Source organism: Sarcina sp. DSM 11001, assembly GCF_900101015.1.
Taxonomy (GTDB): domain Bacteria; phylum Bacillota; class Clostridia; order Lachnospirales; family Lachnospiraceae; genus CAG-791.
This window is the reverse complement of record NZ_FNFZ01000018.1, coordinates 83997-101028: the sequence shown is the minus strand read 5'-3', so window position 1 is coordinate 101028 and position 17032 is coordinate 83997. Positions and strand designations below refer to the sequence as shown.

The window sequence follows — 17032 nt, the reverse complement described above, 5'->3', positions numbered from 1 at the left end:
AAACGGGACAAAGATAAACGCTGACCTGAATGGAGCCTATCAGATCATGAAAAAAGTATTCCCAGTACAATGGGATAGAGGGTGCGCGTTACACCCGGCTGTGGTAAATGTGGTGTGATCTCCATTGAACAGTGAAGGATACATATTATATTAAAATATTTGTATATAGTTTAATGATTTATATGTATTTCATGACGTAATAAGGAATACAGACTCGGATAGGCGGAGAATGTAGAATGGAGAATAGCCGCAACAGCAATATGCGCTCCGTTTTCGCGCATACTGGGAAGGAAAAATCTTTTCCGTGGCCTGGCCATAGAAAGACTTGAACAAAAAAGAGCGGCATAAGGTATTGGCATATAAGAACAGCACAAGGTAGAGACATGGAACAGCCGAAAAAAATACAGGTAAGAGGAGCGCGCGTCCACAATCTGAAAAACATTGATGTGGACATCCCGCTTCATGGAATTACAGGGATCGCCGGTGTATCCGGCTCGGGAAAGTCTTCCCTGGCTTTGGGGGTTTTGTACGCAGAGGGATCGAGGAGATATCTCGAATCCCTCTCGACCTATACCAGAAGAAGAATGACCCAGGCCTCCAGGGCGGACGTCGACGAGGTGCTGTATGTACCCGCGTCCCTGGCCTTGCACCAGAGACCGGGGGTTCCGGGGATCCGGTCGACTTTTGGAACAGGGACGGAGCTGCTAAACAGTCTCCGTCTTATGTTTTCGCGCCTTTCTTCTCACCGCTGCCCGAACGGCCACTATGTTGAACCTGGATTTCAGGTTGCCCTGATGCAGGAGATCGTCTGCCCGGAATGCGGCGAGCGTTTTTACGGTCCAGGTGCGGAGGAACTGGCCTTCAATTCCCAGGGGGCCTGCAAGTGCTGCGGAGGAACCGGTACGGTCCGTACGGTGGACCGCAGCACCCTGATCCCGGACGAGAGCCTCACCATCGATGACGGCGCCGTTGCGCCCTGGAATTCCCTGATGTGGTCCCTGATGACTGATGTCTGCAGGGCCATGGGTGTGCGGACGGATATTCCTTTCAGGGATCTGACCAATGAGGAAAAAGAGATCGTCTATGACGGTCCTATGGTGAAAAAGCATATCTTTTACCGGCCCAAAAAGGCGGATACGGCGACTGCCGGTGAGATGGATTTCACCTATTACAGCGCGACGGCGACCGTGCTGAACGCGCTGAACAAGGTAAAGGATGAAAAGGGCATGAAACGGGTGGAAAAATTTCTCAAAGAGGAGATCTGCCCGGACTGCCGCGGCACCAGACTGTCGGAGGCAGCCAGAGCGCCCAGGCTGATGGGAATCTCCCTCGACCAGGCCTGCGGGATGACGCTGAAGGATTCAGTCGAATGGGTGAAAAAGGTCCCTGCTTCCCTGCCGGAAAAGATGCGTCCCATGGCGAAAAATATCTGTGAGTCTTATCTGGAGACCGCTGCCCGGTTGCTGGACCTCGGCCTGGGCTATCTGACCCTGGACAGAGCGTCGTCCACCTTGTCCACCGGGGAGCGGCAGCGGATGCAGCTGGCCCGCGCGGTGCGCAACAGGACGACCGGTGTCCTGTATGTGCTGGATGAACCCTCCATCGGACTGCATCCTGCCAATATAGTCGGACTGAACGGGGTCATGCATGATCTGGTGAGAGACGGAAATTCCGTCCTCCTGGTCGATCATGACACGCAGATCCTGAAGGAATCGGACTGGCTCATTGAGATGGGGCCGGAAGCAGGAGCAAAGGGCGGCATGGTCATTGCCGAAGGAACCATAGAGGAAATTGAAAAAAACGAAGCTTCCGTCATCGGCAGGTATCTCTCCGGTAAGCAGAAACCTGCCCGGCCCAAAGCAGAAAAAAATATTTTTTCAAATGGCGGGATCCGCATGAAAACAGAGTGGATTCACACAGTCCGGCCGCTTACAGTTCGCATTCCCAGGACCGGATTGACTGTGATCACCGGCGTCTCGGGGTCGGGCAAGACGACTCTGATCCTGGAAAGCCTTGTTCCGGCGCTGGATGCGCTCTGTAGCGGCAAAAAGATGCCCGGCCACATCCGGTCGATTGAGGCAGAAGGCATCCGGCATGTCAAACTGATCGACGCTGCTCCGATCGGCATCAATGTCCGGTCTACCGTGGCAACCTATGCAAACGTCCATGACGAACTCCGGAAGATTTTTGCAAGAACGAAATCCGCAAAGGAGTATGGTTATAAAGCAGGTGATTTCTCCTATAACACGGGCTCTCTCAGGTGCCCTGTCTGTGACGGAACAGGCCAGATCTCCCTGGATGTGCAGTTTCTGCCGGACGTGAACATTCCCTGTCCCGAATGCCGGGGCTCGCGCTATGCAAAAGAGGCTAAAAAGATCCGTTACACAAATAAATCCGGAGAGGAATGCTCCCTGCCGGAACTGATGGATATGGACGTCAATTCCGCCCTCGGCTTCTGCAGGGAAATGAAGACGGTAAGACCGAGACTGGAGATCCTGCGGGACCTGGGGCTCGGTTATCTGACGCTCGGTGAGGAAACACCGGGGCTGTCCGGAGGCGAGGCGCAGAGACTCAAGCTCGCGTCTGAAATGGGAAGACAGCAGGATGACTCAGTGTTCGTTTTTGATGAGCCGACCATAGGCCTGCATCCAAAGGATGTAGAGACCCTGCTGAAGGTATTCCAGACCCTGATCGACCACGGAGCAACGGTCATTGTGATCGAACATGACCTGGATGTGATCCGCGCGGCGGACTATATCATCGATATGGGACCGGAAGGAGGCGAAGACGGCGGCAGGATCGTTGCCTGCGGAACACCAGATGAGATCAGGCAATGCAGTGAGAGTATAACAGGAAAATTCCTTTGATGAAAAAACAATAATTAACAGTCTTTTTGCCCCTGCACTTTTTGCTGACTGACACACACTGAATATTCGCGTATTGTATCTGAATATAAAGGATGTGCTGAACAAGTAAGCAGACAGACGTAAAGGAATAGCGGGCTGCAGCTGGATGTACCATTACTCGTCGCCTGTTGACGGGTTTTGAGGACTCCGGACGCTCTTTTGTATCCTTTACAGTCTGCCGGGTAAGACCTCAAAGGGTCTGAAAAGGAGGTGCAGGAAAATTGAATGAGAATAAGAACGACAATAAAAAGGGCAATAAGAACGGTAAATATGACAAGAATGAATTCAAACGCGATGTGATAGAACGTCTCAGGGAGATGTTCATCTGCGGGATCGAAACGGCCACACAGGAGCAGATCTATCGTGCAGTCTGCTTTGTCGCCATGGAACTGATCAGTGAGAACTGGCTGGGGACAAAAAATGCCGTCAGACAGTACAATACCAAGACCGTTTACTATTTGTCCATGGAATTCCTGGTGGGCCGCACCCTGGGCTGCAATCTCCTCAATCTGGGAGCCTGGAGCGAAGTCCGTGAAGCCCTTGAAGAGCTGGGGGTGGACCTGAATCTCCTGGAAGACCAGGAGCCGGATCCGGCCCTGGGCAACGGAGGCATGGGCCGCCTGGCATCATGCTTTATGGAATCTCTCACCACCCTCAGCTACAGTGCGGTCGGCTGCGGCATTCGTTATCACTACGGTCTGTTCAGGCAGGCCATCGTAAACGGATATCAGAGAGAGCTCCCGGATGACTGGATTTATGAGGGATATCCCTTCGAGGTCTGCCATCCGGAAGAAGCCCGGATCGTTCGCTTTGGCGGCCGGGTGGAACAGGTCTACAATGACCGGAAAAAGGGGTATGACTTTATTCACATGGACTGCCTCGAGGTTCTGGCTGTTCCGTATGAGATTCCGGTCGTCGGCTATAGGAACGGGATCGTCAATACGATGCTTCTCTGGGATGCCAGGGCAGTCACTTCTGATGACCAGGACTACAATACGGTCATGGAACAGCGCAGACTTGCGGACCAGCTGTCCGCTGTCCTCTATCCTGATGACAGCACCGATGAAGGAAAGGAACTGCGCCTCAGGCAGGAGTACTTTTTCGTCTCTGCCAGTATCCAGAATGCGGTCGCAAACTATAAAAAAGATTCTGTCGACATCACAAAGCTGCCGGAGAAGGCAGTCTTCCAGCTGAATGACACTCATCCCGCAACCGCGGTCGCGGAGCTGATGCGCGTTCTGATGGATGAAGAGGGACTGGGCTGGGATGAAGCCTGGGCAGTCACAACAAAGTGCTTAGCTATAACTAACCATACTGTCCTCACAGAAGCACTCGAGAGGTGGCCGGCCCATATCTTCACCCGTCTGCTGCCGCGTATCTACCAGATCATCGTGGAGATCGACCGGCGCTTCATCGCTGACATCAATATGATGTTCCCCGGTGATTTCGACAGGGCGGACAGGATGAGGATCATCCATAACAACGAGGTCAGGATGGCCAATCTCTGTCTTGTCGCCTCCTTCTCCGTGAACGGTGTTGCCGAGCTTCATACGACGATCCTCAAGACCAGGCTCTTCCGCGATTTCTATGAGATCATGCCGGACAAGTTCAATAATAAGACCAATGGTGTGACTCACCGCCGCTTTCTTTTGAAAGGAAACAAGCCTCTGGCCGGGTGGATCACCGGCTATATCGGTCCGTTCTGGATCACGGATTTTTCCCGGATCAAAGGCATGGCTGTTTACGCGGATAATGAAAAGGTCCTGAAGGAGTTTATGAGGATCAAACACTCCAACAAGATCCGTCTGGCAAAATATATTCTGGACAAAAACGGTCTGGAGATTGACCCGCACTCCATCTATGATGTGCAGGTCAAGAGGATACACCAGTACAAACGTTCGATTCTCTTTATCCTCTACATCATCTACCGCTATAACAGGATCAGGCAGCATCCGGAAGACGGAGACCTCCTTCCCAGGACCTTTATCATCGGAGGAAAGGCAGCCAAGGCATACTATATAGCGAAACTGACCATCAAGCTGATCAATTCCGTGGCGGACGTGATCAATAACGACCCTTCCGTTAAGGGGAAGATCAAAGTTGTTTTCATTGAAAACTACCGCGTGTCCAATGCTGAAATGATCTTTGCCGCTGCCGATCTGTCCGAACAGATTTCCTGTTCGGGTTTCGAGGCATCGGGAACCGGCTGTCAGAAGATGATGATGAACGGATGCCCCCTGATCGGAACCATGGACGGTGCCAATGTGGAGATCGTTGAGGAAGCAGGGCCTGAGAATGAATTCATCTTCGGCCTGACAGCGGACGAAGTAGCAGCCTATGAGCAGAACGGCGGTTACGATCCCATGACGATCTTCAACAATGACAGCGAGATCCGCCAGGTCCTGACCCAGCTGGTGGACGGAACCTTCAGTGAGGACAGGAACCTGTTCAAAGACATCTACGACTCCCTCCTCACCGGTTACGGTTACGGCGACCGCCCCGACCGCTACTTCGTCCTGGCAGATCTCCGCTCCTATATCGAGGCCCAGCAGAGGGTAGACGAAGCCTACAGAGACAGAAAACGCTGGGCAAAGATGGGCCTCCTCAATATGGCAAACAGCGGCAGGTTTTCCTCCGACCGCACCATTGAGGAGTATGTGCAGGAGATCTGGCACCTGCAGAAGATAAAAATGACGGTACCCGAGAAAGAAAACGACGGCTCCGGAGAAGGCAAATGACAGCTCCGTAGAAGGAAGATACCGGCTCCCTGAATCCCAAAATGTAAAACAACTAAAGCGGAAAAGCAGTCAAAGGACGAAGGGATAATTAAAACAATAATAACAAAAAATGATAAACATGTAATAAAAAAATCACATTTTGATCAACTTTCTTGTTTATTATAGTAAATAAGAATCGGATACCGGTCACATTGGGTGGCCGGTATCGTTCTTATTTACAACCACTATTTTTCCATTCACTATTGTTTCCATCCACTATTGCGTACAACCACTTTTTTCCATTCACTATTGTTTCCATCCACTATTGCTTACAACTACTATTTTTCCATTCACCATTGTTTTCATATTGGTTCGAAATCTGATTTTCAAGCTGCAATAAAAGAAGGAGACGGATATGACTGGTTATTACTATGACAGACGGGAAGATGAAACCCCGAGTGCAGTTGCTGATGCGGCGTTCCCTGCACTGATCCAGCTGTTCATCCCGTTCCCGTATAATGAGACGGAAAAAAACTTCAAAAAAAGCCTGTATTTCCTGATTGATCGTGAACTGTTCGCCTATACGGATGTCATCAAACTTTCCTTTCATAAGGCGGACAGCAAAGATCCTCTTGAGATCGAGCCTTCCATGGCTGTTATCTATAGATTTGCAACCGGATATTTTCTGCATTGCATGATCAACAAGAAGCTCTCCAGCTGCGGATCGGAGCTCCATGAGCTCAAAGGGACTGATCCGGATACCTTTCTGCTGGATGAACTCTTCAAAGCCGCAAACAAATGCTGTAATTATCATATGAATCAGGAATGGCTGGTCGGGACGCGTTATCTCACAAAGGAAGGTAAATATCTCAAGAATTCCTTTCTGAATGTCACAGAAGCCACGAAAGCAAGAGTCTTCGATGCCGCAAGATCATGCCGCTTTTCTCTTTGTGACCTTTCCGGTCATTATGAATACCACTGGACCGGCGTCTGGTATGGCAAAGACAGCATTCACATTAAAATCAGTATCAAGTACCCGCTGGAGGAATATGCCGGATACGAAGAAATGGTCAAAGGACTTCTGCAGAACTGGGGCAGCAGGATTTTTGAAAGCTTCAGAGAAGTGATCCTGGAGGATTACATAAGAAATCTGAGTGAGACGGAAAGGGAAAAGTTTGCTGTCAGATGCGGTAAGATCGATATCAGTGACATTGCCTTCACGGTGTCGGAAAATTTCTTTTGGAAGCTCCTTGGTCTTAAACGCAGAAATACAGTGCTTTCAAAGAGATTCGCCACGGATCATGAACTGATGATCTACACTCTTTCCGTTGGAGAAAACATCCAGACCTATGAGCAGCTTCGCAGTCTGCGGAATAAACAATACGGCCCAGACAGTGAAAACGCGAAGGACGAAGAGATGGCGGCTCTGAAAAAGAGCCTGCTCAACTATCTGAGCCTCGGACCTGAACGTTATATGCAGGCGCTTGAGCGGCTCAAAGACCTCCTCAAGGCAGGCGTTTCTTCTGACAGCCTCCGGGAAAAACATGATAAAGTGACGATCCCCAATATGCCCAGGATGGTCGTGATCCTGATCGCGCTTGACAGATATACCAGCGGACTCGAAGAGATCCGCCGGCTGAAGGACAGCAGGAAAGAGGAACTGATCGGCTTATTCCGGAAAGAATTCGTCGATACGGAAGTGATGAAGCTCAAACTGATCACCCGGGAAGAAGTAGGGATTTTTATCGATAATGACTGCTCTCTTGGCGCAAAGAAAGAAGATCTGAAAAAGTTGAAATCTGCCATAGAAGCTGCCATAGAAGCTGCCAATGAAGCTGCCAATGAAGCTGCCAGAAAAGCTGACAGTGAAGCTGGTAAAAAAGTCGATAATGAAACTGCCAAAAAGCCGACAAAAAGCCGAAAAAAACCGGCAATGAAGTCGTCAGAGAGGCCTGCCTGATCTGCCGGTGCGGGAAATTATTTTTGAAAACAGTTTTCCCGCCCGGCTTTTTTATTCTTCATCGCGCATCCGGTACGCAGAATAAAAACACACTGATTTCATAAAAAAATCATAAAAAGCAGGCATGTACTGACTATTTCTATATGGCTGGATGAGGTTTTAAAGGGTATAATGAACAAAATATTTGCGGCACAAAGACAAACGCTCAGTCTGCAGGAACTGTGGAAACGAAGACTTCAGGCGCTTGCCTATGCTTTCCTGCTCAAAATGGCAAAATTATTTAAGCGTCGTTCTGCTTAATGCAGGTCAGGGACTGTGACCAGATAAAAATATGAGGTGACTATGGCTAAATGGAAAAAATATCTTGCAGCTGCTATGATTCTGTTTCTCCTGGCAGGACATACCACACCCTTTTCCAGACAGGCAGAAGCAGCTGACAACATCCTGACCGGGGAACTGACCGGGGAAGAGAGCACTCCCGCCGGGGAGGAGTATGACATTCAGGATTATGACACGCAGGATAATGCTATACAGGACTCTGCCGGGGATCAGGACCTTGATCCGCAGGACTCTGCCGTGGACCAGGACTATGATCTGCAGGACTCTGCCGTGGACCAGGACTATGATCCGCAGGACTCTGCCGGGGACCAGGACTATGATCTGCAGGACTCTGCCGGAGACCAGAATCTTGAGGATATTTTTCAGGAAGAGAACAATGAAGAGGACGTACAGGAACCGTCTTTCTATGAAGAAACCTTTGAAGAGGATGATACGCAGGATCAGTCTTTCCCTGAAGATTACAGCGAAGGAGGTACACAGGACCAGTCCCTGGCCGGAGGCAGTACAGAACAGGCAGATGAAAATGTAAATGCGGAAGAACCGCTTTTGGCTGAAGACGAGACAGCAGAACTTGTCGAAGATGATACAGAAGAGCTTGTCGATGACGGAGGGGATGGGAACTATGATAATGACGACGCATTTGCGGCCTATGTCAACCGGGAAATGAATCTGACCGGCGATCTTGCTTCCGATACAGGAAACCTGGAGGGGGAGGAAACCATTTCCGAACCCAGGAGGAAAAGCAGTTATGCTTCGACCAGGCTGACCGGCACAAACCGCACCCTTTACGATCTCCTCAGAGAAGAGATCCGGAAGGTCGCTGATGGAACACGATCCTCCACAGCTTTCTCCTTCTCTCTGGAAGAACTTGGAATCGAACAAATGTCCTGGACTCCGGAGGATCTCGGGGTAGAGAGTATTCTCGTCTATGATGAAGAAAAGGGGAAAAATGTCCTATCCTCTGAAGCAAACAGCGCTGCAAAAGGGATCCTTGAAGAGATCTATGGGATCAATATTCTGCGTTTGAACAAGGCGCTTCTTGCGGATTGTCCTTATGATCTGTACTGGTACAATAAAACAAGCACAGTTTCTTTAAAGGGCGGCCTCAGCTATAGCCTGGGTTTCTCTTATTTTACAGACGGTTCCAGGCTGATATTCAAAGGCCCGATCACCCTTAAGTTTTATGTGGCGCCTTACTATGCGGGGACAGAGACATTCACGGTAAATACAGAGATCGGGACAGCTGTATCTACAGCTAAAGACACAGCAGCCGCCATTGTAATGGAAAACCGGGACCTGCCGGATTACTTGAAACTGGATGCCTATCGCGAGCAGATCCTTTCCCTTACTTCCTATAATTACAATGCGGCATATAATACTGCTACGCCCTATGGGAACCCCTGGCAGCTGATCCATGTTTTTGACGGCGATCCAGATACAAATGTTGTCTGCGAAGGATACTCCAAGGCCTTTCAATATCTGTGCGACCTCAGCTCCTTCAGCAGCGGCGATTTCAGGGAATGCCTCTCTGTAACAGGCAAGATGAACGGAAGCGGTCATATGTGGAATGTCGTTCTCCTGCAGGATGGCAGAAACTATCTGGTTGATCTGACAAACTGTGACATGAGTATGCTGGGAGCGGGAGACAACAACAGGATCCTTTTCCTTGCCGGTGCGCAGGGGGAGGACTGTGAAGAAACATTTCTGGCTGATGGCAGCGCGGAACAGGGATATGTTTTTCATCTCGCCAAAGGAAATTTACGGTATAAATACGATACCGAAATGTTCTCCTGTTTTGATCCTTCTGATCTGACACTTTCTGAAGGGCGAATCAGGGAGATCATCCCTCCCGAAGATCATACTCCTGGAAACTGGGAAATCTCGATCCAGCCTGACTATGAATCGGAAGGAGAAGAAATCACACACTGCACAGCCTGCGGGATTCCGATGACCAGACCAGCCCCGAAGCTGGTCCATGTGACGGGGATCTCACTTGAAGAGACAGAGGCGGTCCTGCTGAAGGGTGAGACGAAAGCCCTGTCGGCTTCTGTCCTGCCGGCGGACGCTTCTGACCGGCAGATCATTTGGACATCGGATGATGAATCCGTGGCAACAGTGACAGAGTCCGGAGTTGTCGAGGCCGTTGGCAACGGCACTGCGACGATCACAGCGACTTCAAACCACATGGGTTTCCAGGCCTCCTGTCCGGTTTCGGTAACGACTGCTGTAGACGGAGTGTCCCTGAATAAGAACAGCCTGGACCTGTATGTTGATGAGACGGCTTTTCTCGAAGCCACTGTCACACCCTTAGACGCAAGCAACCAGGCTGTCACCTGGTCCAGCAGTAACCCCGATGTTGTTTCTGTCGCTTCCGACGGCAGCATCACAGCCCTGGCCTGCGGTTCCTCTGTCATCACTGTTACCACAGCGGATGGGAACAATACGGAGACCTGCGAGGTCATAGTTTCGGTCAGGACCATTGATCTGACCGGCGCGACAGTCACCGGTATCATACCGAAAACCTATATCGGCAGGAGAGTATACCAGGAACCTGTCGTAATCGTAGACGGGACCACCCTGAGAGAAGGTACCGATTACAGTATCAGCTATAGCAATAACCTGTATGCAGGCAATGCATCACTCACGATCACCGGAAAGGGAGCTTATACCGGTTCTGTGACAAAGAACTTCGCAATTGAAAAAGCATGTCAGAACCTGGACGCAAAAGCTGCATCACCCACCCTGGCTGCGGGGCAGACGACCACCATTTCCGTTTCCGGCGCGAAAGGCCGGAAGTCCTATACCTCTTCTAATCCGGCTGTTGCATCTGTGGACCCGGACACAGGCAGGGTCTCTGCGAAAAAGGTCGGAACAGCGACGATCACGGTGACTTCATCCGGGACAGATAACTTTGTCAAAGCCACAAAAGCCCTTCGGATCACCGTCCTCCCTGCAGCGGTTGCGAGCTTTAAGGCAGTCAACTGCCCCAATACCATTCAACTGAAATGGACAAAAGCCGCTGATGCCAACGGTTACCTCATCTACCGCGACGGAGTAAAGATCAAAACGATTACGGACGGGAATACCCTGAGTTTCACAGACGCAAAAGCCAATACCAACGGAGCCAGATATGTGTACAAAATCGTCGCAAAAGCTTCGACAGGTACAAGTACCCTCTCTAAATCCGTGACGATTTACCGGGTCAGCCGTCCTGAGATCACATCTCTTGTCAATCAGGCGGCCTCGAAGGCTCTGATCAAATGGAACAAAAACACAAAGGCGACAGGATACCAGATCCATTACAGCCCGAAAAAGGATTTTTCCGCCGCCAAATCTGTGACCGTCAATGGCGCATCCTCAGTCTCAAAAGTGATCGGAAACCTGACAAAGGGAAATACTGTCTATTTCCGTATACGGACCTTTAAGACAGTTGACACAATAAAACACTTTTCGGCCTGGAGCGGAGTCAAGAGCGTCAGAATCAACAACTGACCGGAAATTGACCGGAAAAACGATCCATAAGAAAGACCGTCCGGAAGAAAGGTCAGTCAGAAGATAAAAAGAGCCTTTGATCATTTAGAAAATATAATTAAAATATTCCGGAGTCACTCAGAGTACAGACACTCAGAAAAATGGATCCAGGAAAGGAGTGCACATCTATGGAGGAGCGCCTGAAAAAGCAGCTGGCTTTTTCACTGGAAATCGATAAGGAAAAAAACATTTTCCGACAGACACATCTGTCAGGAAACGGAAGAAATGAAAATGATGCTGAACATGCCTGGCACATGGCCATTATGGCCTATCTTCTCAGAGAATATGCAAACGACGAAGTAGATATTTTTCGTGTTATGCTCATGTGCCTGATCCATGATATCGTTGAGATCGACGCCGGGGATACCTATGCCTATGACGAGGAAGGACTGGCAACGCAGAAAGCCAGGGAAGATGCCGCCAAGGAAAGGATATTCTCCCTGCTGCCGGAAGACCAGAAAAAGGAACTGATCGGGCTCTTCGACGAGTTTGAAGCCTATGAGACTGCCGAGTCAAAATTTGCCCACTCCCTGGATAACCTGCAGCCGCTCATCCTCAATGACAGCAATGGAGGCGGTGACTGGAGGGAACACAACGTGACTGCCGCCCAGGTCTATGGCAGACAGGGCAAGACCAGAATGGGGTCAGAAAAACTTTTCACCGTGACAGATGAGATCCTTAAACGCAATATACGGCTGGGAAATATCCGCAAAGAAGAAGAGTGACGTAGAAGAGTGACGTTGTCTCTCTATGTGAGATTAAAGAAGACAGAACAGACAGGAAACAGGGCAGGAGACAGGGCAGGAGACAGGGGGCAGTTCTCTGTCTCCTGCCCCCTGTCTTCTCCAAAAAAGAGTGACTCTGAGCGGCAGCGATTTGCAGAAGAACAAGAATAAGCAGAAAGATATATCGTAAAACAGAAACAAAATGCACTGAAAAATAAAAAACAAAAGGAAATATTGAAAAAACAGCAGACCAAAAAGAAAAGCTGAAAAACAGTAGAAAGAGTCGATTATGAACAACCCGAAAGTTGGATCTGAATCCGCCGGGCAGGCCCTGGAAGAACTGAAGAATACGGTGGCAAGGCTGCGGGCACCGGAAGGATGCCCCTGGGACCGCACTCAGACACACGAATCCCTCAAGGCAGCCTGTGTGGAGGAGGCAGCTGAAGTTGTCTCCGGAATCAATATTCTGTCCCGTACAGGGAAAACCCAGAGCCTGTGTGAGGAACTGGGTGACCTGCTTCTGCAGGTGATGATGCATTCACAGATCGCGGAAGAGGAAGGCTTCTTTACTCTGACGGATGTGATCCGCGGTATTAATGAAAAAATGATCCGTCGTCATCCCCACGTTTTTGGACCGACAACTAATAACAAAACAGATCCGGGAACCATTCCTGCAGACTGGAAGAAGATAAAAGCCATGGAAAAAAAGGGACGGGAATGGGAGGAAGCTTATTTATTTGAAGCTTTTGATGAGGCTGAGAAACTTATTGCAGTAGCCAGAGAAAGGAAGAAACAGAACAATAGCATAGAAAAATTGACTGATTGAGACTGTGCAAGGCTGGGCTAAGGCAACAGGCATTGACCGGTTTGAACAATTCGCAAAGTGGCCGTTGCAGGCTCTTTAATAATGACCAGATCAGTCACGGTGGCATTGACTCTATGGATCTGGACTCGCTTGCTGACTCCACTTTCAAATCAATGCTCTTTCATCCTCCCTGTTTTTTTATCCATTTTTATCCATATGGAAGATATCCATGTGCCTGATATTCAAATGGAAGATATCCATGTGCCTGGCATCCAAATGGAAAATATACTTGTACAAGATAAGCTTCCAGAGAATCTATAACAATCCTGCCATCTGATCCTCTGAGCACGACGACACGTAGATCAGCAGGAAGGAAGCCCTGCGTTTTCTACATTTTGGGCTTTAAAAGATAAAAATTATCTAAAAATTTACAGAATTGTTACATCTTTGGTTGAATTATTGAAATAAGTTTTATATAATCTTTTTCAATGGCGCATGCCTTTTTATTGTGCTGTCCGCTTTTGTCAGGCTTGGAACAATTTTTTTTGATTTCGGCCTCGGCGAGGCAGTTTTTTTCTGTTCATGATGTTCATGAATGACCACAGGATTTTCATTATCATATTTTTGTTTGTAATTAAACTTTTTGCACTTTTGAGAGGAGCGGTTTGATCCTTGTTTAATCCAAAATGTAAAAGCGGAAAAAAGACAAAAGCGGCCCGCCGCGCTGCTGCCATGCTGATGACAGGTGCATTGGGTGCTTCATTGGCGGTTACCGGTATAAATCCCGGCATAGTCAATGTTTCTGCTGCCAGCTGGCAGGAAAATGCAGAGTATATTTTTGAATATTTGACGCAAAGACTCAACTATTCAGAAGCTGCAGCCTGCGGGATCATGGCAAATATACGATGCGAATCAACGTTCAATCCTCATGCCTGGAATGCTGGAGGCGGAAGCTATGGGCTCTGTCAGTGGACAGGAGGCCGATACAGCCGTCTGCGCAACTGGTGCGGTTCGAACGGATATGATTATACGACTATTGACGGACAGCTGGCTTACCTTCAGTTTGAACTTCTAAACCATTATACAGGGGTCGAGAATTATATCCGGTCTGTTGAAAACACTTCAGAAGGGGCTTACCTGGCCGGGCAGTATTACTGCTATCATTTCGAGGCTCCTGCAAGCAGGGGCAGTGTTTCTGTCTACAGGGGCAATCTTGCCAGCGGTGTTTTCTGGGATTCCTACCGGCCGGCAGAGTGGTATCAGACAGATGGTGTCTGGCATTATATCCTGCGTGACGGCTCCTACAAGACCGGATGGCTTGAGATCGAAGGGGACACTTTCTACCTGGATGAAGATGGAAACAGGATTTCAGGATGGAAAAACATTAAAGGAAATCGTTATTTCTTTGATGATGACGGCCTGATGGTCAGCGGCTGGAAAAAAATCGACGGCCGCAGTTACTATTTTGATGAAAGCGGTGAACTGATCACTGGCCTGATCCAGGGTAATGATGACTTGTATTTGGTCAACAAAAACGGAGACCTGAAGTATTCCGCCGCCGTAGAGGACTATGCGGTCGCATGGGCTGAGGAAGCCGCCAGACGCCAGACAGAGCTGGCAGCTGCCGGAACCACACAGTCCGATCAGCCCAGTACGGCAGGGAGCGGCTCCAAAGCTGCTTCCGGACTGAATAAAGAAGCCGCGGCTGATGATGGAACAGAACCATCGGACAATAGCGAGAATACCTTTGAGATTGGGACAGCCCTTGCTGACGCGCAGACAGAAGCCGTGCCCGGGACAGACAGTGCCCAGGAAACAGAAACTGTGACGGCCCTTGCTGACGCCCAGACAGAAATCGGGACCGGGACAGGCAGTACACAGGGAACAGAAACTGTGACGGCCCTTGCTGACGCGCAGACAGAAGCCGTGTCCGAGACAGACACTACCCAGGAAACAGAAACTGTGACGGCCCTTGCTGACGCCCAGACAGAAATCGGGACCGGGACAGGCAGTACACAGGGAACAGAAACTGTGACGGCCCTTGCTGACGCGCAGACAGAAGCCGTGCCCGGGACACCCGGGACAGACAGTACCCAGGAAACAGAAACTGTGACGGCCCTTGCTGAAGCGCAGACAAAAGCCGTGCCCGGGACGGGCAGTACCCAGGAAACAGAAACTGTGACGGCTCTTGCTGATGCCGGATTTGATTCCGCTGATCAGATACAGAATATTACCTCTTCAGTTGATCTTTTGAAAAAGAAAGAGGATGCTGGTGATCTTCCGAAATTGAAAGAGAATACTGGGGATCTTCCGAATTTGAAAGAGGATGCCGGTGATCTTCCGAAATTGAAAGAAGATACCGGGAACAAGGAGATGCAGGATGTTGAGGATGAACCGGAAGCGTCGTCTCCCGGAGAGGTCATACGGAAGGACACGGCAGTATCCGATTCGATAAAACCGGAAAAAACAGAGGGGCTGGTAGATCTGCTCCCTGCAGAACTGTTGAGACAGGCTGCTGAATATATACAGAAAGCAAGTAATACACAGCAGGGTAAAGATGTAGATTATGCGCAGCAGAGTGAAGATCCGGATACATTCCCAGATCAGTATGCCGCGGCGGCGCAGGCTTCCCTGTCCGCTGCCGTTGCTCTGAATCTTGAACAGGAGGAAGAAGAAAGACTTCCTGATCCTTCCATAGGTCTTGCCTACGCCTTTTACCATGACCAGCCTGAAGCATCCGACAGGATTTTGAACCAGTTTAAAACGGATGGGTCATCGACAGAATTTCAAAAGACCGGGAATGAGGATCAGACTGTCCAGGATTCCACTTCAAAGGGCACAGAAACACAGCTGCCGGATCATGATCAGGCTGGTGAGGAGACCGGGAATGGTATAAATCTGCCGATCCCTGCACTTGCTCTGGCGGATAAACACCGGGATCAACAGGAAGAATCATCCGGTAAGGAAAAAGAAGCCGTCTCTGATACTGATCAGGAGCCTTCTGACGAAATTGATGACCGGGATTCCTCTGATACATCCGGCACTTCAGAAAAAGCTGCAGCTTCAGAAGAGTCCGAAGAGGACAAAGGCACCGGATCAACAGCAGAAGAGTCCGAAGAAGACAAAGACACTGAAGTAATAGCAGAAGAGTCCGAAGAAGACAAAGACACCGGATCAACAGCAGAAAAATCAGAAGAGGACGAAGACACCGGATCAACAGCAGAAAAATCCGAAGAGGACAAAGACACCGGATCGACATCAGAAGAGTCTGAAGAGGACAAAGACACCGGATCCACATCAGAAGAGTCCGAAGGGGACAAAGACACCGGATCCACATCAGAAGAGTCTGAAGAGGACAAAGACACCGGATCCACATCAGAAGAGTCCGAAGAGGACAAAGACACCGGATCAGACACAGAAGAGTCTGAAGAAGGAAAAACAAATGAACAGAGGGATCAGGATGAAGACGACACTTCCTCCGGTCATTCTGACAAAGACTCCTCTGACAAAGACGCCTCTGAAGAAGATGCCTCTGAAGAAGCCGATGACGCTTCCTCCGGTCACTCCAGTGAGAACGTTTCTGATAAAAACGCTGATAATGACTCTGCTGATTCAGCCGGTACCCGGGATGAAGAAAAGGAAAAGGATTCCCGAAAGAATACAGAACGCGGAGAGGACAAGGCAGACGGTTCTGTAAAGAACTCAGAACTTGAAGACAATACAGAAGAGGATTCCCAAATTCATATCCGTCTGACTGAGAAAAAGTTTTATGACATTTCCGAAGAAGAACTGGAAGATCTCGCAGATATCCTGCGTGAGCGGAAAGTCCTGCAAGTGGTTGACGGGAAAGACAAAGATATCACTTCGAAGACCTATATGGATGTTGAGAAGATTAATAAAAGAGACTACGGTTTTTCCGTGATCATCCGGGCAGAATACGGTGACAGCAGCGATGAAGAAAAAGTGAGGATCTACCTCACACGCTGACGAGCTGGCCTGTACAAAAAGCGGCAGAAGCTGTTTCCTGATATCCTTCATTACGGGTATCC

Annotated in this window: 8 protein-coding genes; all 8 read left to right on the top strand. The window is 49.5% G+C overall.

Going from position 1 to position 17032, the window contains the following annotated elements; translation table 11 throughout:
* Positions 1-383: 383 nt before the first annotated feature.
* The 8 genes from BLT02_RS10760 (at position 384) to BLT02_RS10725 (ending at position 16970) form a co-directional block, all read left to right on the top strand.
* Positions 384-2867 carry an excinuclease ABC subunit UvrA gene (locus BLT02_RS10760; protein ID WP_092995014.1) on the top strand — a complete coding sequence of 828 codons (2484 nt, stop codon included), beginning with the start codon at positions 384-386 and terminating at the stop codon, positions 2865-2867.
* A 260-nt stretch (positions 2868-3127) separates the two neighbouring features.
* Positions 3128-5644, top strand: coding sequence for a glycogen/starch/alpha-glucan phosphorylase (locus BLT02_RS10755; RefSeq protein WP_278277406.1), 2517 nt, complete (start codon positions 3128-3130; stop codon positions 5642-5644).
* Between the two features lie 394 nt (positions 5645-6038).
* On the top strand, positions 6039-7583 hold the full coding sequence (locus tag BLT02_RS10750) for a hypothetical protein (protein ID WP_092995011.1): 1545 nt from the start codon (positions 6039-6041) through the stop codon (positions 7581-7583).
* Between the two features lie 171 nt (positions 7584-7754).
* Positions 7755-7883 (top strand): hypothetical protein, encoded by a 129-nt coding sequence (locus BLT02_RS18110; RefSeq protein WP_278277405.1) that lies wholly within the window; start codon positions 7755-7757, stop codon positions 7881-7883.
* 42 nt (positions 7884-7925) lie between these two features.
* The gene (locus BLT02_RS10745) at positions 7926-11414 is read left to right on the top strand and encodes an Ig-like domain-containing protein (protein ID WP_092995008.1); all 3489 of its coding nucleotides are present in this window, start codon (positions 7926-7928) and stop codon (positions 11412-11414) included.
* Positions 11415-11581: 167 nt separating this feature from the next.
* Positions 11582-12178, top strand: coding sequence for an HD domain-containing protein (locus tag BLT02_RS10740; protein WP_092995005.1), 597 nt, complete (start codon positions 11582-11584; stop codon positions 12176-12178).
* Between the two features lie 289 nt (positions 12179-12467).
* Positions 12468-13004: a MazG nucleotide pyrophosphohydrolase domain-containing protein gene (locus tag BLT02_RS10735; protein ID WP_092995002.1), complete on the top strand. Its 537-nt coding sequence runs from the start codon at positions 12468-12470 to the stop codon at positions 13002-13004.
* 651 nt (positions 13005-13655) lie between these two features.
* A complete protein-coding gene (locus BLT02_RS10725; RefSeq protein ID WP_092994996.1) occupies positions 13656-16970 on the top strand; it encodes a phage tail tip lysozyme in 3315 nt (1104 codons plus the stop codon).
* Positions 16971-17032 lie beyond the last annotated feature (62 nt).